This is a genomic window from Streptomyces hazeniae, from assembly GCF_031845485.1.
Taxonomy (GTDB): domain Bacteria; phylum Actinomycetota; class Actinomycetes; order Streptomycetales; family Streptomycetaceae; genus Streptomyces; species Streptomyces hazeniae.
Genome location: NZ_JAVREQ010000002.1, coordinates 57,169 through 78,254 on the forward strand (window position 1 = coordinate 57,169; position 21,086 = coordinate 78,254).

Annotated in this window: 15 protein-coding genes and 1 pseudogene; 1 reads left to right on the forward strand and 15 read right to left on the reverse strand. The window is 72.4% G+C overall.

Annotated features, from left to right (window positions below; all coding sequences use genetic code 11):
• Window positions 1-31: 31 nt before the first annotated feature.
• Window positions 32-1,864, forward strand: coding sequence for an ATP-binding SpoIIE family protein phosphatase (locus tag RM572_RS04055; RefSeq protein WP_311671881.1), 1,833 nt, complete (start codon window positions 32-34; stop codon window positions 1,862-1,864).
• Window positions 1,865-1,936: 72 nt separating this feature from the next.
• On the opposite strand, the gene RM572_RS04060 is transcribed toward RM572_RS04055, so the two are convergent.
• From RM572_RS04060 to RM572_RS04130, 15 genes and pseudogenes are all read right to left on the reverse strand, one after another.
• A complete protein-coding gene (locus RM572_RS04060; protein ID WP_311671882.1) occupies window positions 1,937-3,751 on the reverse strand; it encodes a serine hydrolase in 1,815 nt (604 codons plus the stop codon).
• A gap of 191 nt (window positions 3,752-3,942) precedes the next feature.
• Window positions 3,943-4,911 carry a formylglycine-generating enzyme family protein gene (locus RM572_RS04065; protein WP_311671883.1) on the reverse strand — a complete coding sequence of 323 codons (969 nt, stop codon included), beginning with the start codon at window positions 4,909-4,911 and terminating at the stop codon, window positions 3,943-3,945.
• 162 nt (window positions 4,912-5,073) lie between these two features.
• The gene (locus tag RM572_RS04070; protein WP_311671884.1) at window positions 5,074-6,486 is read right to left on the reverse strand and encodes a sulfatase family protein; all 1,413 of its coding nucleotides are present in this window, start codon (window positions 6,484-6,486) and stop codon (window positions 5,074-5,076) included.
• 50 nt (window positions 6,487-6,536) lie between these two features.
• Window positions 6,537-7,961, reverse strand: a complete 1,425-nt coding sequence (locus RM572_RS04075) for a glucoamylase family protein (protein ID WP_311671885.1) — start codon at window positions 7,959-7,961, stop codon at window positions 6,537-6,539.
• A gap of 110 nt (window positions 7,962-8,071) precedes the next feature.
• A complete protein-coding gene (locus RM572_RS04080) occupies window positions 8,072-9,928 on the reverse strand; it encodes a GH39 family glycosyl hydrolase (RefSeq protein ID WP_311671886.1) in 1,857 nt (618 codons plus the stop codon).
• Between the two features lie 190 nt (window positions 9,929-10,118).
• Window positions 10,119-11,003 (reverse strand): carbohydrate ABC transporter permease, encoded by an 885-nt coding sequence (locus tag RM572_RS04085; RefSeq protein ID WP_051308497.1) that lies wholly within the window; start codon window positions 11,001-11,003, stop codon window positions 10,119-10,121.
• Window positions 11,000-11,872 (reverse strand): carbohydrate ABC transporter permease, encoded by an 873-nt coding sequence (locus RM572_RS04090; RefSeq protein WP_247597881.1) that lies wholly within the window; start codon window positions 11,870-11,872, stop codon window positions 11,000-11,002. The genes RM572_RS04085 and RM572_RS04090 overlap by 4 nt, the downstream gene beginning before the upstream one ends.
• A gap of 131 nt (window positions 11,873-12,003) precedes the next feature.
• Window positions 12,004-13,281 (reverse strand): sugar ABC transporter substrate-binding protein, encoded by a 1,278-nt coding sequence (locus RM572_RS04095; RefSeq protein WP_311671887.1) that lies wholly within the window; start codon window positions 13,279-13,281, stop codon window positions 12,004-12,006.
• 137 nt (window positions 13,282-13,418) lie between these two features.
• Entirely contained in the window at window positions 13,419-14,522 is a 1,104-nt protein-coding gene (locus RM572_RS04100; RefSeq protein ID WP_311671888.1) for a LacI family DNA-binding transcriptional regulator, read from the reverse strand.
• Between the two features lie 232 nt (window positions 14,523-14,754).
• Window positions 14,755-15,348: a hypothetical protein gene (locus tag RM572_RS04105; protein ID WP_311671889.1), complete on the reverse strand. Its 594-nt coding sequence runs from the start codon at window positions 15,346-15,348 to the stop codon at window positions 14,755-14,757.
• Between the two features lie 246 nt (window positions 15,349-15,594).
• Window positions 15,595-16,356 (reverse strand): annotated as a pseudogene (locus RM572_RS04110) (succinate dehydrogenase/fumarate reductase iron-sulfur subunit); the annotation flags it as partial.
• A gap of 215 nt (window positions 16,357-16,571) precedes the next feature.
• Window positions 16,572-18,497, reverse strand: a complete 1,926-nt coding sequence (locus tag RM572_RS04115) for a fumarate reductase/succinate dehydrogenase flavoprotein subunit (protein WP_311671890.1) — start codon at window positions 18,495-18,497, stop codon at window positions 16,572-16,574.
• 23 nt (window positions 18,498-18,520) lie between these two features.
• Complete coding sequence (locus RM572_RS04120) at window positions 18,521-19,381, reverse strand: hypothetical protein (protein ID WP_027764500.1); 861 nt, start codon at window positions 19,379-19,381, stop codon at window positions 18,521-18,523.
• A gap of 157 nt (window positions 19,382-19,538) precedes the next feature.
• A complete protein-coding gene (locus RM572_RS04125; RefSeq protein WP_027764499.1) occupies window positions 19,539-19,832 on the reverse strand; it encodes a hypothetical protein in 294 nt (97 codons plus the stop codon).
• A gap of 157 nt (window positions 19,833-19,989) precedes the next feature.
• Window positions 19,990-20,904 (reverse strand): SDR family oxidoreductase, encoded by a 915-nt coding sequence (locus RM572_RS04130; protein WP_311671891.1) that lies wholly within the window; start codon window positions 20,902-20,904, stop codon window positions 19,990-19,992.
• Window positions 20,905-21,086: the final 182 nt, after the last annotated feature.

Below are 21,086 nucleotides of genomic sequence, written 5' to 3' on the forward strand. Positions count from 1 at the left end.
CGGGCGGACACCGGTGAGGGAAGGGGCGGCGTTGAGTGACATCCCAGTCGAGGCGGCAGGCAAGCCCGACGACGTACGGCGCGCCCTGGCGCTGCTGAACGCCGCCGGAGCGCGCATCGGCAACACCCTCGACCTGGAGACCACGGCCCGCGAACTCCTGGACGTCGCCGTGCCGCAGTTCTGCGACCTGGCGTCCGTCGACCTGTACCAGGCCGTGCTGATCGGCGACGAACCGCCCGCGGCCGGCGCCAACGAGGGCACCGGCGAACTCCGCCGGGTCGCCTTCGCCAGCTCCGTCTCCGACGCGCCGCTGCCCCTGCCCTCCGACGCCGGCGACGCGGACGCCGGTCCGGTCTCCGTCGGCTCCACGCACTGCTACGCCGTCGACTCCGCCGGGGCGGAGGCGCTGCGCACCGGCCGCGTGCAGCGGGTCACCGGCCGCGACGACGGTTCCGTGCCGGTGCAGTTCGGCGCCGTGGTGCAGTCCACGCTGGCGGTGCCGATGGTCGCCCGGGAACGGGTCCTCGGCCTCGCGCACTTCTCCCGCGCGAAGGGCAGCGGCGCATTCGGCGAACGCGACGCTGCGCTGGCCGCCGAACTCGCCGCCCGCGCCGCGGTGTTCCTCGACAACGCCCGCCTCTACCGGCGCGAGCACGAGCGGGCGCTCATCCTCCAGCGCAGCCTGCTCCCACCGGGCAACCCGGAGGCGGCGGGGCTCGACATCGCGTGCCGCTACTTGCCGGGCAATCCGGCCACCGAGGTCGGCGGCGACTGGTTCGACGTCATCGAACTCCCCGGACACCGCACCGCGTTGGTCGTCGGCGACGTGATGGGCCGCGGTCTGCGCGCCGCCGTCGCCATGGGCGAACTCCGCACCGCCGTGCGCACGCTGGCGCTGCTCGACACCGAACCGGCCGAAGTGCTCGGCGCCCTCGACGAGATCGCCCAGGGGCTCGGTGCCGCACCCAGCGACAGCCGGCGCCGTCGCGCCCGCTGGCAGCACAGCAACAGCGCCGACGACCTCGCCGAGGTCTACCTCGCCACCTGCGCCTACGCCGTCTACGACCCGGTCACCCGGCGCTGCACGTTCGCCAACGCCGGCCACCTGCCGCCCGTCCTGCTGGAGCCGGACGCCGACGACCCGGACGCCGGGGCGCTGCTGCTGGAGGTCCCCAAGGGCGTGCCGCTCGGCGTCGGCGGCGAGCCGTTCGAACAGGTGGAGGTGGAACTGCCGGACGGCGCGCTGTTCGCGCTGTACACCGACGGCCTCGTCGAGTCCCGCGACCATCCGCTGGACGAGGGCCTCAACGCGCTGCGCCGGGCTCTGGCCAGTCCGCCCAAGGCCCTGGAGGACGTGGCCGACCGGGTGCTCGGCGACCTGGACGTGCACCACGGCGAGGACGACATCGCGTTGCTGGTCGCCCGGGTGCACGGCCTGCCCGCCGGGTCGGTGGGCGACTGGTACCTCGAACCCGAGCCGCAGTCCGTCGCCCGCGCCCGGGACATGGCTGTCGAGCAGCTCGCCGGCTGGGGCCTCAACGAACTCGCCGACACCACCGAACTGCTCGTCAGCGAACTCGTCACCAACGCGCTGCGGCACGGCGAGGGCGAGATACGCCTGCGGCTGCTGCTGGACCGCACCCTGGTCTGCGAGGTCTGGGACTCCGGCCTGGTCCAGCCGCGCCGCCGCCGCGCCCGCGCCACCGACGAGGGCGGCCGCGGACTCCAGCTCGTGCAGCTGCTCAGCCAGGCGTGGGGCAGCCGGCGCACACCGCACGGCAAGACGGTGTGGTTCGAGATGGCGCTGCCCGACGGGGACAGCAAGCCGAAGGACCCGACCGAAGCGCTGCTCAGCCTGTTCTGAGCACACCCCGGCCGGGCCCGGACGGTTCCGGAGGGCCCGCCCGCCGCCGGAGCGGGGCGGGACGGGCGGGGATCAGTCCGCGGATTCGGTCCAGCCCTCCGCCCGGATGCGGTCGTTGTCCCACGGCCGGACGGACAGGAACACCGGCCGGTGCCCGTCGAGCACCCGGATTTCGTCCACGTAGACCCCCCGTCCCTGGTAGAGCGAGTCCGTGACGTACCGCCAGCGCACCGCGGTCACCCCGTCCGGCAGCTCGGCCCGTCCGCGCAGCCGGCGGCGCGCCGCGAAACCGGAGAACGCGCCGTCGTCCGCCGCCCACCTGTGGTCGTCGCCGGCCCGCAGCTCCAGCCGCACCGGCTGCCAGTCCGCGTCGCCCGGGTCGGCGGCCGTGGTCGCCTCCACCGTGCACACGTCGCTGGCCTCGGTGTCGTACCAGAGCCGGAAGCTCAGCGACGCGTCGTCGCGCACCGGACGGCGCAGCGGCACCTCCAGGGTGGCGGTCGCCTCGTCCCCCTGCCCGGAGAACCAGGCGTACCGGCCGACCGGCGGACGCACCGGCAGCGCGCGTCCCAGCCGGCGGGCGGGCTGCCGCCGGTAGGAACTGGTCGTGCCCCACTCGCGGGTCGGATGGACCCGGTTGGTGAGCAGCACGTACAGCATGCCCTCGAGCGGATCGCCCACCAGGCAGGTGCCGGTGTATCCGGTGTGCCCGAAGGCGACCGGCGAGCTGAGGCAGTCCATGTAGAAGCGCTGGTCCAGCTGCCAGCCCAGACCGCGTGCCGCGCCGCCGCCGAACCGCCCGTTCCGGTTGGTCAGCATCGACCGGACGGTGTCCTCCCGGAGCAGCCGGGTGCCGCCGTACGTGCCGCCGTTCAGCACCATCTGCCCGAACACCGCCATGTCGGCGGCGGTGGAGAACACCCCGGCGTGGCCGGCGACGCCGCCCAGGTAGTACGCGTTCTCGTCGTGCACGGTGCCGCGCACCATGCCGCGGTCCGTCCACGGCTGGTACTCGGTCGCCGCGACGCGGTCCAGCTTGGCGGCCGGCGGGTTGTAGCCGGTGTCGCGCAGACCCAGCGGCCGGGTGATCAGCTCGGCGACCAGGGTGTCCAGGCCCTTGCCGGTCAGCTCCTCCACGATCCGTCCGGCGGTGATCAGGTTCAGGTCGGAGTACGTGTAGTCGCTGCCCGGTTCGAAGTCCAGCGGCTGGGCGTAGATCGCCGCCATCCGCGCCGCGTTGTCCGGGTAGTCGGCGAGGCTCATCCACGCCTTCATGCCGGAGGTGTGCGTCAGCAGCATCTCGACGGTGACCGGCGCCTTCGCCGGGTCGGCGGCCGCGAAGTCGGGCAGGTACCGCGACACCGGCGCGGAGAGGTCGAGGTCGCCGCGTTCGGCGAGGATCGTCAGCACGACCGAGGTGTACAGCTTCGACACGGAGGCCATGTCGAAGAGCGTGTCGGGACGCATGTCGACCCAGTCCTCGCGCGGCAGTTCGACCGGCGCGCCCGCCTCCGCGTCCCAGCTCGCGTAGCGCAGCGCGTGACCGCGCGCCTCGTGCTCCACGACCACGCCGTGCCGCGCGGCGAGGACCACGAAGCCGGGATGGGACGGTTCGGGACGTCCCGGGCCGGGGGCCATGAACTCGGCGGCCGTCGGCGTGATCCGTGCGACGTGCTCGGCCAGCAGGCCCGCGCGTTGCGGACTGCCGGGGCGCAGGGTCCGCGGGCGGAACCGCAGGTCGTCGGGTGTGACGGTGGGCGGACCGGGCACTCCGGACGGGGCCGGTGCCGCCCCCGCCGGCGACGCCCCCGTGAGGCTCAGCGCGCCCGGCACCGCGGCCAGGCCACCCACCGCACCCGCTGCGCCCAGGAACTGACGACGTCTCATTGCCACACCTCGGGTTCTCGACGACCGGCCACTCGTGCGGCAGCGTAGTCAGCCTGCGGTGATCTGCACCCCGGCGTGCGGACACGCCGTTGGTACGACCTCTGACGGAGGACGGCCCGACGGACGTCGTACCGCCGGAAGTCGCCGGGAAGTCGCAGGGGATGAGCACGCGGACGGTCGGCGACGCGGGTTCAGCGTGCCACGCGGAAACCGGTGTTGCCGCTGGAGCTGTCCGGCGTGTTCCCCATCCGCGCGGACGTGCGGTAGCGCAGGCAGTACGACTCGTGGCACAGGTGCGAGCCGCCGCGCAGCACCCGGGCCTGCCCCACGGGGGGCCCGGCCGGGTCCGTGCGCGGGCCCCGCTTGTGGAAGCCGGGGCTGAACCAGTCGGCGCACCACTCCCACACGTTGCCGGTCATGTTCCACAGCCCGAACGCGTTCGCCTCGAACGCGTCGACCGGGCAGGTGGCGGCGTAACCGTCCGCGGCGGTGTTCCGGTCGGGGAAGGTGCCGCGCCAGATGTTCATGCGCGGCTCCCCGCCCGGGTCGCGCTCGGCGCCCCACGGGAACGGCTGCTGCTCCAGGCCGCCGCGCGCCGCGGACTCCCACTCGGCCTCGGTGGGAAGGCGTACGCCCGCCCAGGCGCAGTACGCGACGGCGTCGGCGTGGCTGACGTGCACCACGGGATGGTCGCGGCGGGCGGCGGTGTCCGTGCCGGGGCCCTCGGGGTGGTTCCAGTCCGCGCCGAACACCTGGCGCCACCAGGGTGTGGCCGCGGCGCCGCGGGTGGGCGCGGCGTCCCGCGGCAGGAACCCGGCGAAGACGAACGACCAGCCGAACCGTTCGGCGTCCGTGGTGTGGCCGGTGGCCTCCGTGAAGGCGGCGAACTCGGCGACGGTGACGGCGGTGGCGGCCAGGGAGAACGGGGAGACGGCGACCTCGCGGACGGGGCCCTCGCCGTCGGCGGGGTAGGGCCCGTCGGCGGAGCCCATGAGGAAGGGACCGCCGTCGAGGGAGCGCCACCCGCCGTGCGGCTCCGGCACGCTGCGGGGCCCGTCGCCGGGCGCGCCGGGCGACGGCGCCGCGGCGTGGGGAGTTTCGGCGGGGGGCGCACCCTGGCGGGCGGGCGCGCAGCATGCGCGGGGTGCGGGGTCGCTCACGCTGTGTGCCTCTCCGTCCACGCCGGTCTCCGTCCACGCCGCTCTGTGTCCACGCGGGTCTTCGCACATGTTCCCGGCGGCGGGCGTCCGCGCCAAATCCTCCGCGCGGCCGAGCCGAGCGATGCCCTGCCCAGGGCGAGCCCTCCCCGTACGTCCCCCGGCTCAGCCGGGGGCGTCGCCGTACCGCCGCTGGAGCGCCGACAGCTCCGCCTCCAGCGCGCGCCGCACCTCCGTGTACCCGGCGTCGGCGTACACGTTGCGCAGCTCGTCCGGGTCGGCCTCCAGGTCGAACAGCTCCCACGCCGGCTCCCGCGGAACGTCCCGCGCTCCGGAGGCGCCGGAGCCGTGCCCCGGATAGTGGATCAGCTTGTGCGTGGCCGTACGCACGCCGTAGCTGGCGGGGACGCCGTGGTCCCGGTCCATGTGCATCCAGTACCGGTAGTACACCGACGACCGCCAGTCGGCCGGGGTGTGCCCCTCCAGCAGCGGGCGGATGCTGCGCCCCTGCATCCGCGGGTGCGCGTCCACGCCGGCCAGGTCCAGCAGTGTCGGCGCGAAGTCGATGTTGGCCACGAGGTCGTCGTTCACCGTTCCCGGCGCGACCACTCCGGGCCACCGCACCACCAGCGGAATCCGCAGGGACGGGTCGTACATGAAGCGCTTGTCGAACCAGCCGTGCTCCCCGAGGAAGAACCCGTGGTCGGAGGTGTACGCCACGGCCGTCCCGTCCTCCAGCCCCGCGACGTCGAGGTAGTGCAGCACCCGGCCCACGTTCTCGTCCAGGGCGGCGACGACCCGCAGGTAGTCCTTGATGTAGCGCTGGTAGCGCCACTCCCGTTCCTCCCGCTCCGAAAGCCCCTCCGGTACCGGGGCCTTGAGGTCGAAGTCCTGGAGGTCGGACATCCGCATCCGCGCCTCGGCGGCCTCGGGGACACGCCCGCCGCCGTAGTCGTCGTGCAGGGTGGCGGGTACCGGCATGTCCCGGTCCTCGTACAGCCGCAGGTGCCGCTCCGCGGGCTCGAACGCGCGGTGCGGCGCCTTGTGCTGCACGAGCAGGGCGAACGGCCGGTCCCTGTCACGCCGGTCCAGCCATCGCAGCGCCAGGTCGGTGATGACGTCCGTGACGTACCCCTGGTACGTGTGTGAGCCGTCCGCCGTGAGGAACGTCGGGTCGTGGTAGACGCCGTGTTCGGGGAGGATCTCCCAGTGGTCGAAGCCGCGCGGGTCGCTGTCGCCGCCGTGCCCGAGATGCCACTTGCCGATGAGGGCCGTCTGGTAGCCGGCGGCCTGGAGCATCTCGGGGAACGACGGCTGCGTCGCGTCGAAGACGTGGTCCGGCGCCTGCAGTGAGGTCATGCCGTTGACGTGACCGTAGGTGCCGGTGAGCAGCGTCGCGCGCGCGGGAGTGCAGATCGCGTTGGTGCAGAAGGTGTTGTCGAAGCGCATGCCCTCCGTCGCCAGCCGGTCGACCGCCGGGGTACGGCACAACGCGCTGCCGTACGCGCCGATGGCCGGCACCGCGTGGTCGTCGGTCATGAACAGCAGCAGGTTGGGCGGCTGGGCGGTGGAGGGCACACGTACTCCGTTCCGTGCGGGGCGAGAGGCGGGGCGGGGCCCGGGCGGACCTACGCTATGCCGAAGTCCTCCCGGCGCAGCAGGGGCCGCACGCGCCGGGCGAAGCCGCCCCGCCGGAACGGGCGCTGCAGCGTGCCGGGCCGGAGCACCTGCGCCAGCGCGGCGGCGATCATGCCCTGGTCGAGGGCGAGCATCGCGCCGCTGACCGTGCCGTCGCGTACGTCGACGGAGTCGCGGAAGCCGAGCCCGTCGTGGTACGCGCCGAAGTCCCGTTCGATGCGCAGCAGGTTGGCGACGGCGTGCCCGCGGGCGAACGGCATGGCGAGGAAGGAGGCGTGCGGCGTGACGACGCCCTTGGAGGTGTAGCCCTCCGTCTGCATGCCGACGGCGTCGACCCCGTACTCGCTGTACCCGCCGGCCGGGACGTTGGCGGGGGAGAAGCCCCAGTAGCCGTAGTCCTCCTCGCGCAGCCCGTGCTCGATCTGGCTCCACACGTGCCGCCGGTGGTTGACGCCCCACGAGTGCGGCGACCACTCGCCCTCGGGCACGAACAGCGGCACCATCAGCGCCTCGAACATCGACCCGCCCCAGGACGGCACGATCTTCTTCCCGCGGTAGGTGTAGTGGCCGCGCCACACGCGGAAGCCGTCGACCTCCGCCCACTCGCCGGCCGGCTCCTGCTCCTGGCCCATGCCGGGCAGCAGGGTGCGGAAGACGTGCCAGTAGTGCTCGCCGGGCACCGTGCCGTCGGCGATGCCGAGGTAACTGGCCATGCGGGGCTCGGTGTTGAGCGCGCCGTACCAGTGGCCGGTGTAGGTGTCGTCGTCGGTCCAGTAGCCGCCCTTGAGCTGGCCCGGGTGCTGCACCGGGTCGTCGGCGTCGAAAGGCGTGTAGTAGAACGACCAGTCCGCGTCGGCCAGCAGAGCCCGGACGCGCGGCCGCAGGGCCGGGTCGGCGTCGGCGGCGATGCGCAGCCCGGTGACCAGCCAGGCGTTGTCCACCGACGACAGGAACGGGCGGACCGGGTCGCCCGTCTCCGGCCACTCGGTGAGCACCTCGCCGGTGTGTGCGTCGTACCAGTTGAGCCAGAAGCCGTGGGCCCGTTCCAGCCGCTCCACGGCGGCGACCGTGCGCCTCAGGCGGCGGCGCATCGCGTCCCCGTCGACGACGCCGAGGCGGGCGGCGGCGACCGTGGCCCACAGGCCGCAGCCGATGTTGGTGGGCGAGGTGTTGGGGCTCTGCACCGGCGCGTCGCCGCTCACGTCGATCTTGTCGGTGGTGAGACCGAAGTCGGTGTACATGGCGTCCAGGGACCGGTAGGTGTCCCGGAACCAGCGGCGCAGCAGCGCCTCGGTGTCCCGGCCGGACGGTGCCCCTGCGGGGACGGCGGGGGCGCTGTTCGCTGCGACGGGGGCGGCCAGCGCGAGCGCCGCCGTGGCGCCCGCTCCGGCGCCGAGGAAGGTACGTCGTTCCACGGTGTGCGACTCCTTCGGTGTGCGGGTGGGGGTGGGGGAGGGGGAGGGGAGACCGGGGCCCGGTGTCAGGGCCGGGCCCCGGACGTCATGCGGGGCGCCTCATGCCGGGCTCAGGCCCGGGTCAGGCGCAGCGCCCGGATGCCGGGCATCGGCAGGTCGACGGTCACCTCGACGGTGCCGTCGCCGTCGGCCGTCACGGCGGGCAGCGACTCCTCGGGCAGCCGGTCTGCCTCCCGCAGCCGCGTCCACTGCTGCTCGTCGGGCCAGTCGGCGCCGGTCTCGTTCAGCTCGTCCCACAGCGCCTTGAGGTTGCCGTGCTGCTGGTCCACCGCCCGTACGCCCACCGCGTACGAGGCACCCGGCGCGAGTCCGGTGACGCGCACCGTCGCCGTGCGGTCCAGTGCCCGGGCGCCGTCGATCTTCGACTGGTCCAGGGTGCCGTTCCACACCAGGACGTCGACCGTGGACGTGTCGTCGGCGCGGGTGGCGAGGGCCTCGGTCAGCGCGCCGGCGCCGTCGCCCGCGACGTCCACCGGCATCCGCCCGCCGGCGAGCCGGTTCAGCAGGTCGAGGGCCCAGAAGCGCGGCTTGCGCAGGTTGCCGACCGTCAGCAGGCCGAAGCCGCCGTGGAAGAGCTGCGGCGGGCGGCCCAGCTCCTCGAAGTGGTCGGTGGCCACCCAGTAGGCCAGGCAGTCGGTGGAGGCCAGCGCGCTCTTCATGCCGCGCAGCACGAAGGGGGCGGCGAAGACGGAGTCGCTGACCCGGTGGAAGTGGGTCGGGGTGACGCCCCATTCGGTCCACAGGATCTCCGGTTCCGGCTTGCCGGTGGCCTCGGCGAACGACCGGGTCTGCGGGCGGAAGTCGAGCGGGGCGTTGCCGTAGGTGTGGGTGGAGACGAAGTCGATCGGCACGTCGTGCTCGCGGCAGTACTCCAGCAGCGGGCCGACCCAGCCGGCCGCCGCCGAGGAGGGGCCGCCGACGGGGATGCGCGGGTCGACGGCCTTGATGGCGCGCACGGCCTTCTCGTACAGCAGGTGGTACTGCTCCTGCGTGCCGTTCCAGAACACCTCGAGGTTGGCCTCGTTCCAGACCTCGAACTCCCAGGTCGCCACCTCGTCGGCGCCGTACCGTTCGCGCAGGTGCCGGGTGAGGTCGCCGCAGAGCGCCGCCCAGCGCTCCCAGTTGCGCGGGACGGAGGCGATGCCCCGGTACTCGAAAACGGTGTAGTCCGGCTCCGCGGCCAGCTCGGCGGGCATGAAGGAGAGTTCGACGACCGGTTTCAGGCCGGTGGCCAGGAAGCGGTCGTACACCTCGTCCAGGCCGGAGAAGTCGAACGAGCCGTCCTCGCGCACCTGGACGCACTCCGGCAGGAACGTGCCGTGCGCGCGGACCGTGCGGACGCCCAGTTCGTCGCGGACGATGCCGAGCGCCCGCGCGTACTCGGCGGCGACGTCGGAGCCGCCGGGGCCGGGGCCCTCCGGCCAGGTGAGCATCGACAGGTGCTCGGCGCCGATCATCCGGTTCCACACCCCGGGCAGCGGCTCGGTGGGGGCGGCGGCGTCCGCGGTGACGGTCACCCGCGCGGGGGCGGTGCCGGGCGCGACGGGGCAGCCGGAGACGGGGTTCTCGGTCATCGGGCCGGGGCCGGCGTCGGTCCAGGAGGCGACCTTGTACCAGTGGCCGCGGCCGGCTTCGGCCAGGGTGTCCGCGTACGGCGGGTGTGGCACGGCCAGGACGTCGCCGCCCAGGTGGTCGAGCGGTTCGTACGGGCCGTCGACCGAGGCCGAGCGGTACACCAGGTAGCCGAGCGCGCCCGGCACCGGCTGCCAGTCCAGCAGCACGTGTCCGGTGCCGTCCTGGGAGCGCAGCCCGGTGGGGGCGGGCAGGTCGGCGGTGCCGGTCAGCGGCCGGTCGCTCGGGAGGCCGATGCGCTGCTCCCAGTCGAGGCGGGCGTTCTTCTCGGTCATGTGGGGGAACCTCCATGGATGCGCTTACATCGCGGCCGTGCTCAGGCCCCACGATGCGCGATGGGCGTATGTCCCGGGAAGGAACGGGACGCGGGTCGGGACGAGAGGGGACGGGACGAGACGGGACGTCAGGGGACGAGACGGGACGGGACGGTGGGACGGACGCGTGCGGGTGACCGCCTCCGGACGGCTACTTGAGTCCGGCGGTGGCGATGCCCTGGGTGAAGTACCGCTGGAGCACGACGAAGACCAGCAGCACCGGCAGCACCACCAGGAACGCGCCGGCCATCAGCACGCCGTTGGAGCCGTCCGCCTTCGTCGGGTCGATGGCGAAGGTGGCCAGGGCCACCGGCAGGGTGTACCGGTCGGGGTCGTTGGTCGCGACCAGCGGCCAGAGGAAGTTGTTCCAGGAGCCGAGGAAGGTGAAGATGGTCAGTGTCGCCAGCGCGGGCTTGACCAGCGGCATCGCGATGCGCCAGAAGATGTACCACTCGCTCGCCCCGTCGATCCGCGCTGCCTCCAGCAGTTCGTCCGGCACCGACAGCATGAACTGCCGCATCAGGAAGACCCCGAAGGCGCCGGCCGCGAACGGCAGGATCAGTGCCGCGTAGCTGTCGATCAGGCCCATCCTGCTCATCATCACGAACATCGGCATGAGCATGAGCGTGCTGGGCACCATCAGCGCGCCCAGCACGACCGCGAACACCGGGCCCCGGCCGAGGAAGTTCAGCTTGGCCAGCGCGTAGCCGAGCATCGAGCAGAAGACCAGGTTGCAGACCGTCACCGCCACCGCCACAAGGGTGGAGTTGAAGAAGTGCAGCCCCATGTCGAGCAGGTCGAGCAGTTCCCGGAAGTGCTCGAGTGTCCACTGCGTGGGAATCCAGACGGTGGGGCTGGCGCCCAGTTCACGGTCGGTCTTGAAGGCGGACAGCACCATCCAGACGAACGGCGCCAGCATCGCCACCACCCCGGCCGTGAGCCCGGCGTAGACGAGTCCTCTGCGCAGGCGGGCGGCGTTGCGGCGTCGACGGGCCGCCTGATGTCCGGCGGATGCGCCGGGTGCGGTGGTGGTCATCGCGTCCTGTCCCTCAGCAGACGGAGCTGGAGCAGCGTGATCGCGAGGATCACGGTGAACAGCACGTACGCCATGGAGCTGGCATAGCCCATGTGGAAGAAGTCGAAGCCCTCCTGGTACATGTGCAGCGACACGGTGAGCGTGCTGTCGCCCGGGCCGCCGTCGGTCATCACGAACGGCTCCTCGAAGACGTTGAGGAAGGCGATCGAGGTCATGACCGACACGTAGAGCATGGTCGGGCGCAGCAGCGGCACGGTGATGCGGCGGAACTCCTGCCAGATGCCGGCGCCGTCGATGCGTGCCGCCTCCCGCACCTCGGTGGGGATGGCCTGGAGGCCCGCGAGGAACAGGACCATCGCGGTCCCGAGGTTGCGCCACACCGCCATCACGATCAGCGAGGGCATGGCGAGGATCTCGGAGCCGAGGAAATTCGGCCCGTCCAGCCCGACTTCGGCGGCCAGGCCGGCGATCAGGCCGTCGGCCGGGTCGAGTACGAAGCGCCACACCACCGCGACGGCGACGATGCTGGTCACCACTGGCGCGTAGAAGCCGACGCGGAAGAACGTGCGCATCCGCTCGACCCCGGAGTTGAGCAGGACGGCGGCGGCGAGCCCGGTCCCCACGGTCAGCGGCACCCCGAGGACGACGAAGTAGGCGGTGTTGAACAGCGCCGTGGTGAACTTCTCGTCCTCGAAGAGCCGGGTGTAGTTCTCCAGGCCGATGAACTCCGCACCGAACGGGTCGGTGACGTCCCGCAGCCCGAAGCTGGTGAAGCTCATCGCGAGGGTCGCGAGGATCGGGAACGCCATGAACGTCCCGAAGACCGCCAGGAACGGCGTGGAGAAGAGCCACCCGGCGAGGTTCTGCATGCTGAGCCTGTCGCGCCGGGGGCGCCGCGGCCCCCGCCCCGCCCCCGGCGCGGTCGGCTGCTTCGCCGTGCGCCGGGGGGTGGGGCCGGTGGTGCCGGGCGGCCCGGAGGCGGTGGTCGCGGACATCGGCCTCAGCCCGCCAGGCCCTCGGTGGCCTGCTGGAGCCAGGCGGCGGCCTTCTTCGGGTCCTCGCCCTTCTGGGTGACGCGGGAGACGGCCTCGTCGACCTTCGCGGCGAACTCCTCCCACTTCTCCATCGGCGGGATGGGCTCGGAATTCTCCAGCTGGGTGCGGAAGACGTCGAGGCCCTTGGTGCCGGAGACCTCCGGCTCGTCCCAGGCGGCCTGGTTCGCGGGCAGCGAGCTGGACATCTCGTACCAGTCGGCCTGTTCCTTCGTGCTGGTCAGGTAGGCGGTGAACTTCTCGGCGGCGGCCTTGTGCCCGCTGTCGGCGAAGGTCACCAGGCTGGAGCCGCCGACCCAGGACTTGCCGCCCTCGGGGCCGGCCGGCAGCGGCACGGCCGCCCAGTCGCCCTTGATCTGCGGCTGCTGCTCGTTCAGCAGATTCACGATCCACGGTCCGGAGACGAACATCGGCGTGCGGTCGTTGCCGAAGGTCTTCACCGGGTCGAAGCCCGGCGGCACGCTCTTGGCGGAGAGGCCCTTCTCGGCGTAGGCGCCGTACTCGGTGAGCGCCTCGACGGTCTCGGGGGAGTTCAGGGCGGGCTTGTCGTCCTCGCCGAGCAGCGAGCCGCCGGCGGAGAAGAGGAACGGTACGAACGTCTGCCACGCGCCGGTGTTGGACGGCTGGAGGTAGGCGCCCCACTGGGTGCCGGCCTTCTCCTTGTAGCCGGAGGCCAGGGAGCTCATGTCCTCCCACGTCTCGGGAGCCTCGTCGATCCCGGCCTTCTCCGCCAGGTCGGTGCGGTAGTACAGCACGCGGGTGTCCACGTACCAGGGGACGCCGTACGTCTCGCCGTCCTTGACGTTCCCCTCCCAGGCCGCGGGGAAGAAGTCGGACTTCTGGAAGGTCCGGGTGTCCACGGGCTCCAGCGCGTCCAGTGCGATGAACTCGCCCATCATGGTGCTGCCCATCTGCGCCATGTCCGGCAGCTCGCCCGCCGCGACGGCGGAGATCAGCTTCTGGTGCACCACGTCCCAGCCGATCGGGGTGACCTCGACGGTGATGTTCGGGTTCTCCTTCTCGAACTCCTCGCCGAGCGTCTGCAGGTGCTTGCCCTCCTCGCCCATGCCCCAGACGGTGAGGGTCTGCTTCTCGTCCGCGGCCTTCTGCTCGCCGTCGCCGCCGCTGCCGCCGCAGGCGGTCAGCAGCAGCGCGCTCGCGGCGGTGACGGCCGCCAGGGTGGTGCGTGGACGGGACGCCGTGGGAAGACGGGGGATGAGCTTCATCGGCTCCTCCTGAGGGCTTGGAGCGGGAGCTGGCGGGCCCGGCGTTGTGGGGACGCTGGCGGGGGGTGTGGGGGGTGGAGCGCTTGTAAGCGCATACATAACTCGTCCGGGCGGTCGGGTCGCAAGGTCCCCGTGTATTACGAATAGGTAACGGAATCCGAGCTTCCGTCGTCGCAGCCGCAGCTTCTCCGCCGGATCACCGACACCGGGAGCACCACGGACACCGGCTCCGCCTTGCGGTCCTCCAGGCGCGCCACCAGCAGTTCCACGGCCTTCTCGCCCAGCCGCCGCATCGGCTGCCGCACCGTCGTCAGCGCCGGGGTCACCAGCCGGCCGAGCGGAATCCCGTCGAACCCCACCACGGCCAGGTCCTCCGGCACGCGCACCCCGCGTCGTCGCAGCGCGGTCAGGGCGCCCACGGCCATCTGGTCGTTGGCGAAGACGATGCCCTCCGGGCGCTCGCCGGCGCTCCCCACGGCGAGCAGCTCGCCGACGGCCCGGTGTCCCTCCGCCTGCGTCAGCTCCGCCCGGACGTTCGGCCGCTCGGGCACCGGCAGGCCGGCCTCCCGGTGCGCCGCCTGGAAACCGCGGAAGCGCGCTTCGCCGTCGGGCGAGTCCGGGGTGCTGCCGACGAACGCCAGCCGCCGCAGCCCGTGGTCGGCGATCAGGTGCCGGGTCAGCGCCAGCTCCCCGTCGCGGTTCGCCACCTCGATGTGGTCGAGGTGGTCCAGTGAGGCGTCCTCGCGCGGACCGGCGAGCATCACGACCGGCAGCCGCCGGGCGATCACCTCCAGCTCCTCGACCGGCACCGTCTGGGACAGCACGGCGAACCCGTCGACGCGGCCGGCGACCTCCGCGACCAGGTTCTCGGGACCCTCGGCGAGCGAGGCGGCGATCAGCAGGGCGTACCCCCGGCGCCGTGCGGCCCGTTCCATGCCGCGGATGATCTCGTCGGAGTACAGCATCAGCTCCGACCCGTCGGGGGCGCCGTCGGACTCCCCGTCCGGGTCCTCGGCATCGGGATCGGCGTAGTCCGGGAAGCACAGTCCCAGCACGCGCGTCGTGCGGCTGGCGAGGCCGCGGGCGCTCCCGCTGGGGACGTAGCCGAGGGTGCGGGCGGCGGCCATCACCTTGGCGCGGGTGCCGGCCCGCACGGACTCCGGGTTGCGGTAGACGCGGGAGACGGTGGCGATCGAGACGCCGGCCTGCTCGGCGACGTCGTACACGGTGGGAGCACTCACTGGAACGACGCTCCCCTGCTTGCTCTGACGAAAGAGCGCTCAGGCTACGTCGCTCCCTCCGCGCCGGGCAAGGCGCGCCGGCTCCGTCCGGGCGGGCTCCCCTCCGGCCCGCCCGGCGGCCGGAGACGGCGTGGCGGGGCGGCCGGGAGTCGGTCCTCGCCGCCCGGCCGCCCCGCCACGCTCGTGCCGTACTGCCTGCTCGTGACCGGCAGCGGTTCCCGCCGGACAGGTCCTAGGGGGCGACGCCGGCGAGCTTCACCGGACGGTAGGGCTTGTACTCGCTGCCCGCGCCGAGACCGTAGTCGAGCACGCGGTGGTCCGTGCCGTGCCCGCCACGCTGCTCGTAGGCGGAGTAGGCGCTGTGCGAGGCGTCCGTCCACTTCTCGAAGATCACCACGTGACGTGTGGTGTTCGAGCCGTCCGCGTCGATGAGCAGGTCACCGGGTTTCAGGTTCTTGAGCTTGATCGGTGTGGTGAGGTCCCGGCTGCCGGCGAGTCCGACCGTGTTGGGACCGGGCTTCGACAGGCCCAGCGTCATCGAGACGTATCCCGAGCAGTCCTGGCGGTACCCGTCGGACCACGTCTGGGTCTGGCTGTAGGGCACCTGGGAACCGTTGTTGGCCGTCAGCCAGGAGTCCGCGCGGTTGAGCATCTGGCCGGGGGTGAGACCGGCGGCCTGCTGCTGCGACGCCGGGGCCCGCTCGACCGTGGGAGGCGCCGTGGCGGCGGACGCCGGGGCGACCACGCTCAGGGCCGTGAGACAGCCTGCGGCTCCGGTCGCCACCGCGATGCCGGAGCGGCGGCTCGTGCGGGAAAGCAACGACATGAGGGTGCTTCCTTCCTGTGGGGGGAAGTTGCGCACCGGCCCCGGACGTGGGGGTGGGGCCGGACCGACGGACCCGGCAGGCCCGGCGGTCGCCTCATCGTGACGCAGATCACCGCCGCATCGGGCGGTTCGGCGTGACCTTCCACGCTTCGGTCACCAAGCCGTCGCATCGGCGCCGGGGTTCCTCCACGGACCCCGTCCCCCTGGTCCCGTCCGGCGGGCCCGGGGCCCGCCGGACGGCACGCCCTAACGACGGCGGATCTTGTTCCCGAGCCAGACCAGGGGGTCGTACTTGCGGTCCGCGGCCCGCTCCTTGAGCGGGATCAGGGCGTTGTCGGTGATCTTGATGCCCTCCGGGCACACCTCCGTGCAGCACTTGGTGATGTTGCAGTAGCCGAGGCCGTGCTCGTCCTGCGCGGTGGTCTTGCGGTCCAGGCCGTTCTCCTCGGCGGCGTCCAGCGGGTGCATGTCGAGTTCGGCGATCCGCATGAGGAAGCGGGGGCCCGCGAAGGACTCCTTGTTCTCCTCGTGGTCACGCACCACGTGGCAGGTGTCCTGGCACAGGAAGCACTCGATGCACTTGCGGAACTCCTGCGACCGCGCGACGTCCTCCTGCTGCATCCGGTACTCGCCCGGCGCCACACCCTTCGGCGGCACGAAGGACGGCACCTCGCGGGCCTTGGTGTAGTTGAAGGACACGTCCGTGACCAGGTCGCGGATCACCGGGAAGGTGCGCATCGGCGTGACCGTGATGGTGTCGGCCGGGCTGAAGACCGACATCCGCGTCATGCACAGCAGCCGCGGCCTGCCGTTGATCTCCGCGCTGCACGAACCGCACTTGCCCGCCTTGCAGTTCCAGCGCACGGCGAGGTCGGGCGCCTGGGTGGCCTGGAGCCGGTGGATGATGTCGAGGACGACCTCTCCCTCGTGCACCTCGACGGTGAAGTCCTCCAGACCGCCGCCCTCGGTGTCGCCGCGCCACACCCGGAAGTGCGCCTGGTAGCTGCTGCTTGCGGACGTGCCGCCGGTGGACGGGGCGCGGCCGTCACGCGGCTCGCCGCCCCCGGCGTCCTTCAGGCCACCGCCGCCCGGCGCCTGGGTGGCCTCGCCCATCGCACCCGCGTCGCTCTCGCCGGCGATCGCCGGCTCGCGCTCCCGGTCGTCGTCCGGGGCGCGGTCCGGACCGTCGGCCATGGCTCCGCTGGTGGTGCCGCTCGTGCTGCTCACTGGTCGGTCAGCTCCTCGTCCGTCAGGTACTTGATCAGCTCCTCCTTCTCGAAGAGCCCCAGCAGATCCGCACGGATCGGCGGCATGTCGCGGCGGCGCAGCGCGATCTGCCCCGGCCCCTCGTCGTCGTCCGCCAGCGAGCAGACGAGGTTGACCTTCCGCCAGTCGTGGACCATGTCCGGGTGGTCGTCGCGCGTGTGGCCGCCGCGCGACTCGGTGCGTTCCAGCGCGGCACGCGCCACGCACTCGCTGACCAGCAGCATGTTCCGCAGGTCGATGGCCAGGTGCCAGCCCGGGTTGAACTGGCGGTGCCCCTCCACGCCCGCGCGGGCCGCGCGCAGCCGCAGCTCGCCGAGCCGCTGGAGCGCCTGCGCCATCTCCTCGCCCCGGCGGATGATGCCGACCAGGTCGTTCATCGCCTGCTGGAGTTCCTGGTGGATGGTGTACGGATTCTCGCCCGTCTCGCCGGAGGCCGTCTCCTCGGCGCTGAACGGCCGGAGTGCCTCCGCCGCCGCCGCGTCGATCTCGGCGTCGTCCACCACCGGACGGGCGTCCGGGGCGATGCCCCGGGCGTGCTCGGCCGCGTACAGGCCCGCCCGGCGGCCGAAGACCAGCAGGTCGGAGAGGGAGTTGCCGCCCAGCCGGTTGGAGCCGTGCATGCCGCCGGACACCTCGCCCGCGGCGTACAGCCCGGGCACGCCGGTCGCCTCGCCGGTGTCGGGGTCGACGTCCACGCCGCCCATGACGTAGTGGCAGGTGGGGCCGACCTCCATCGGCTGTGCGGTGATGTCGACGTCCGCCAGCTCCTTGAACTGGTGGTGCATCGACGGCAGCCGCCGCTGGATCTCCTCGGCCGGCATGCGGGTGGAGACGTCGAGGAAGACGCCGCCGTGCGGGGTGCCGCGTCCGGCCTTGACCTCGGAGTTGATGGCGCGGGCCACCTCGTCGCGGGGGAGCAGCTCGGGCGGGCGCCGGTTCTTGTCCGGGTCGGTGTACCAGCCGTCCGCCTCCTCCTCGGAGGTGGCGTACTTGTCCTTGAAGACGTCCGGCACGTAGTCGAACATGAAGCGCTTGCCGTCGGAGTTCTTCAGCACGCCGCCGTCGCCGCGCACGGACTCGGTGACCAGGATGCCCTTCACCGAAGGCGGCCAGACCATCCCCGTGGGATGGAACTGCACGAACTCCATGTTGATCAGCGAAGCACCGGCCAGCAGCGCCAGCGCGTGGCCGTCGCCGGTGTACTCCCAGGAGTTGGACGTCACCTTGAACGACTTGCCGATGCCCCCGGTGGCCAGCACCACCGCGGGAGACTCCAGCACGAAGAACCGGCCGGACTCGCGTGCGTAGCAGAAGGTGCCGGCCACCCTGTTGTCGGCGGAGCCGTCCTTGAGCACGCGGGTGACCGTGCACTCCTGGAAGACCTTCAGCCGGGCCTCGTAGTCGCCGGACTCCTCGAAGTCCTCCTGCTGGAGCGACACGATCTTCTGCTGGAGGGTGCGGATCAGCTCCAGGCCCGTACGGTCGCCGACGTGCGCGAGGCGCGGGTACTCGTGGCCGCCGAAGTTCCGCTGGGAGATCTTCCCGTCCTTGGTGCGGTCGAAGAGCGCGCCCCAGGTCTCCAGCTCCCAGACGCGGTCCGGGGCCTCCTTGGCGTGCAGTTCGGCCATCCGCCACTGGTTGAGGAACTTGCCGCCGCGCATCGTGTCGCGGAAGTGGACCTGCCAGTTGTCGCCGGAGTTGACGTTGCCCATGCTGGCGGCGATGCCGCCCTCGGCCATGACCGTGTGCGCCTTGCCGAACAGCGACTTGCAGATCACCGCCGTCCGCATGCCCTGTTCACGCGCCTCGATGGCGGCGCGCAGCCCGGCGCCGCCGGCGCCGACGATCACCACGTCCCACTGCTGGCGTTCGACTTGCGTCATCTTTTCTTCGCTGTCCTCTCGAATCAGAAGAACCGCGGGTCGTCGAACGCCCCGATGGCCAGCAGGTACACGTACAGGTCCGCCAGCGCCACGCTGATCAGCGACGCCCAGGCGAGCAGCATGTGGCGGGCGTTGAGCTTCCCGACCCAGCCCCACATGCGGTACCGCACCGGGTGCTTGGAGAAGTGCTTGAGCCGCCCGCCGATGATGTGCCGACAGGAGTGGCAGGAGAGGGTGTAGAGCCAGATGAGCACGATGTTCGCGACGAACACCAGGGTGCCCAGGCCCATGTGGCCCCACTCGTAGTCCGCGTTGCGGAAGGCGAGCGCGGTGTCCCAGGTGAGGATGACGGCGACCAGCAGCGCGGCGTAGAAGAAGTACCGGTGCAGGTTCTGGAGGATCAGCGGGAAGCGGGTCTCGCCGCTGTACTTCGCGTGGGGCTCCGCGACCGCGCAGGCCGGCGGCGACGCCCAGAAGCCGCGGTAGTACGCCTTGCGGTAGTAGTAGCACGTCAGCCGGAAGCCGAGCGGGAAGATCAGGATCAGCAGCGCGGGCGACAGCCCCCACCAGCTGCCGAAGATCTCCCAGTTCGGGCCGCCCTTCATGGGCACGCAGCTCTCCGCCAGGCAGGGCGAGTAGAACGGCGAGACGTACGGCGCCGCGTAGTAGTCGGCGTTCGCGAAGGCGCGCCACGTCGAGTAGACGATGAACGCCAGCAGGCCGGCGGCGGTGGCGGCCGGCGGCAGCCACCAGCGGTCCACGCGCAGGTGGCGCTGCGGAATCGCGGCGCGCCCGGGGGCGTCGGTGACGCCGCCGGGCGCGGAACGGGGTCCGGGGCTGTCCGGCCCCGTGGGCTCGGTGGGGTGTGTGGTTCCGGTGGCCAAGGGTCGACTCCGTCGAGGGGAGGGTGGCGGGCGGTTGCGCGGGGGACGCGGCGGCGCGCGGCCGGGCACGGCGGTGGGCCGGGCGGGTGGCCAACGCGCCGGCGCGCGCCGGGGTCACGCCGGCGTCAACGCGGCGTGCACCCGGCGCGGCCGGGTATCAGGGCGCGTGCCGGTCCCGTGCGCCGAGCCCCTCGTCCTCCGCGTCCGTCCACAGCGCTGCGTCGTACGGCGCGTCGGGGATGGTCACCATCTCGGGACGCGGAGCGGGTGACGCCTCCGTGCCGCCGGTGGCGGCCCGGAGCAGCGCCAGGGATTCCCGCAGGTGCTCGGCGTCGCTGCGTACCCGCCTCATCTCCAGTCCGCTGCCGACCTGTTGTTCCAGGCGGGTCACACAACGGGTGAGATCGTCCAGGCAACGCTGGACGCTGGTCATGTCGTCCTGCAGGGTCATGTGCTGGGGCACCTCCGCTTCGGTGCGGGTGGCTCGGCTGGTCCGCCAGAGTGTTCTACGTCACACACGCGTTGTGAAGAGCGCGGACGGGGATTCGCTCTGCGGGGTACGCGAGCGACCCGTTCGAGTGAGGCGTCCGGGGCGGCTCGGGCGCCCCTCAGCGGTAGCCCGTGACGTCCGCCGGCCTGCCGGGGTCCTGCACCTCGACCAGGTAGCGCCAGGCGTCCGGACGGCTGCCGTCGAGATCGGTGAAGCCGTACTCCCGCGCCAGCCCTCCGCTGGAGAGCGAGTCGCCGTTCCAGCGCGCCACCTCCGGGTCCGCGGCAAGCGCCGCCACCGCACGGCCCACGAAACGCGGGGTCTCGGAGATCGCGAAGTGCGGCTGATCCGCGAGCGCCTCCCGCCAGTTCTCCTCGGCGACGCCGAACGCGTCGAGCATGAGCTCCGACCGCATCCATCCCGGGGTGAGCGCCACCGCCGTCGCCCCCCGCGGGCCCAGCTCGCGGCTCAGTCCGAACGCCATGCGCAGCACGGACGACTTGGCGAGGTCGTAGAAGAACGACACCCGGTAGTTCCGGGCGTTGTACTCGGCGGTGCCGTCGGTCATCTCGACCACCAGACCGCCCGGGTTCCGCAGCAGCAGCGGCAGCGCGTGGTGGCTGGTGATCGCGTGCGTCTCGACGGCGAGGCGCAGCAGGCGCAGGCCGGCGTCCAGGTCGTGCTCCCAGACCGGGGCGTCCCAGTCGAAGAGCTTCTCGCCGCCCCAGATGTCGTTGACCAGCACGTCCAGCCGGCCCTGCTCGGACTCGATCCGCTCCACCAGCGTGCGCACCTGCGCCGGGTCGAGGTGGTCCGTGGGCACGGCGATGCCGTGGCCCCCTGCTTCGGTGACCAGGTCGGCGGTGTCCTCGATGGTCTCCGGCCGGTCGTACTCCGACCGCCGCTCGCGCGTGGTCCGCCCGGTGACGTACACCGTCGCCCCGGCCGCGCCCAGCTCCACGGCGGTGCCCCGCCCGGCTCCGCGCGTCGCCCCGGCGACCAGCGCGACCCGCCCTTCCAGTGCTCCTGCCACGTCACTCTCCCGTCCTTGCGCCCGGAGCGATGGCGTTCCGGGCCCGGTGCCGTCCGTACCGGGGAACCTCACCACAGGGCACCGCCCGGTGCCTCCGATTTCTGTCGGGAGCGGGCCATGGCGACGACGGCAGACAGCGCGAGGATCGAGCGGGGATCCGTCGTCTCGGCGGACGGCACGGA

Coding starts and splice junctions, on each gene's coding strand:
- RM572_RS04060 (WP_311671882.1), bottom strand. CDS start 3,751: ATGAGACGTCGTCAGTTCCTGGGCGCAGCGGGTGCGGTGGGTGGCCTG.
- RM572_RS04080 (WP_311671886.1), bottom strand. CDS start 9,928: ATGACCGAGAAGAACGCCCGCCTCGACTGGGAGCAGCGCATCGGCCTC.
- RM572_RS04085 (WP_051308497.1), bottom strand. CDS start 11,003: ATGACCACCACCGCACCCGGCGCATCCGCCGGACATCAGGCGGCCCGT.
- RM572_RS04090 (WP_247597881.1), bottom strand. CDS start 11,872: ATGCAGAACCTCGCCGGGTGGCTCTTCTCCACGCCGTTCCTGGCGGTC.
- RM572_RS04095 (WP_311671887.1), bottom strand. CDS start 13,281: ATGAAGCTCATCCCCCGTCTTCCCACGGCGTCCCGTCCACGCACCACC.
- RM572_RS04105 (WP_311671889.1), bottom strand. CDS start 15,348: ATGTCGTTGCTTTCCCGCACGAGCCGCCGCTCCGGCATCGCGGTGGCG.
- RM572_RS04115 (WP_311671890.1), bottom strand. CDS start 18,497: ATGACGCAAGTCGAACGCCAGCAGTGGGACGTGGTGATCGTCGGCGCC.
- RM572_RS04125 (WP_027764499.1), bottom strand. CDS start 19,832: ATGACCCTGCAGGACGACATGACCAGCGTCCAGCGTTGCCTGGACGAT.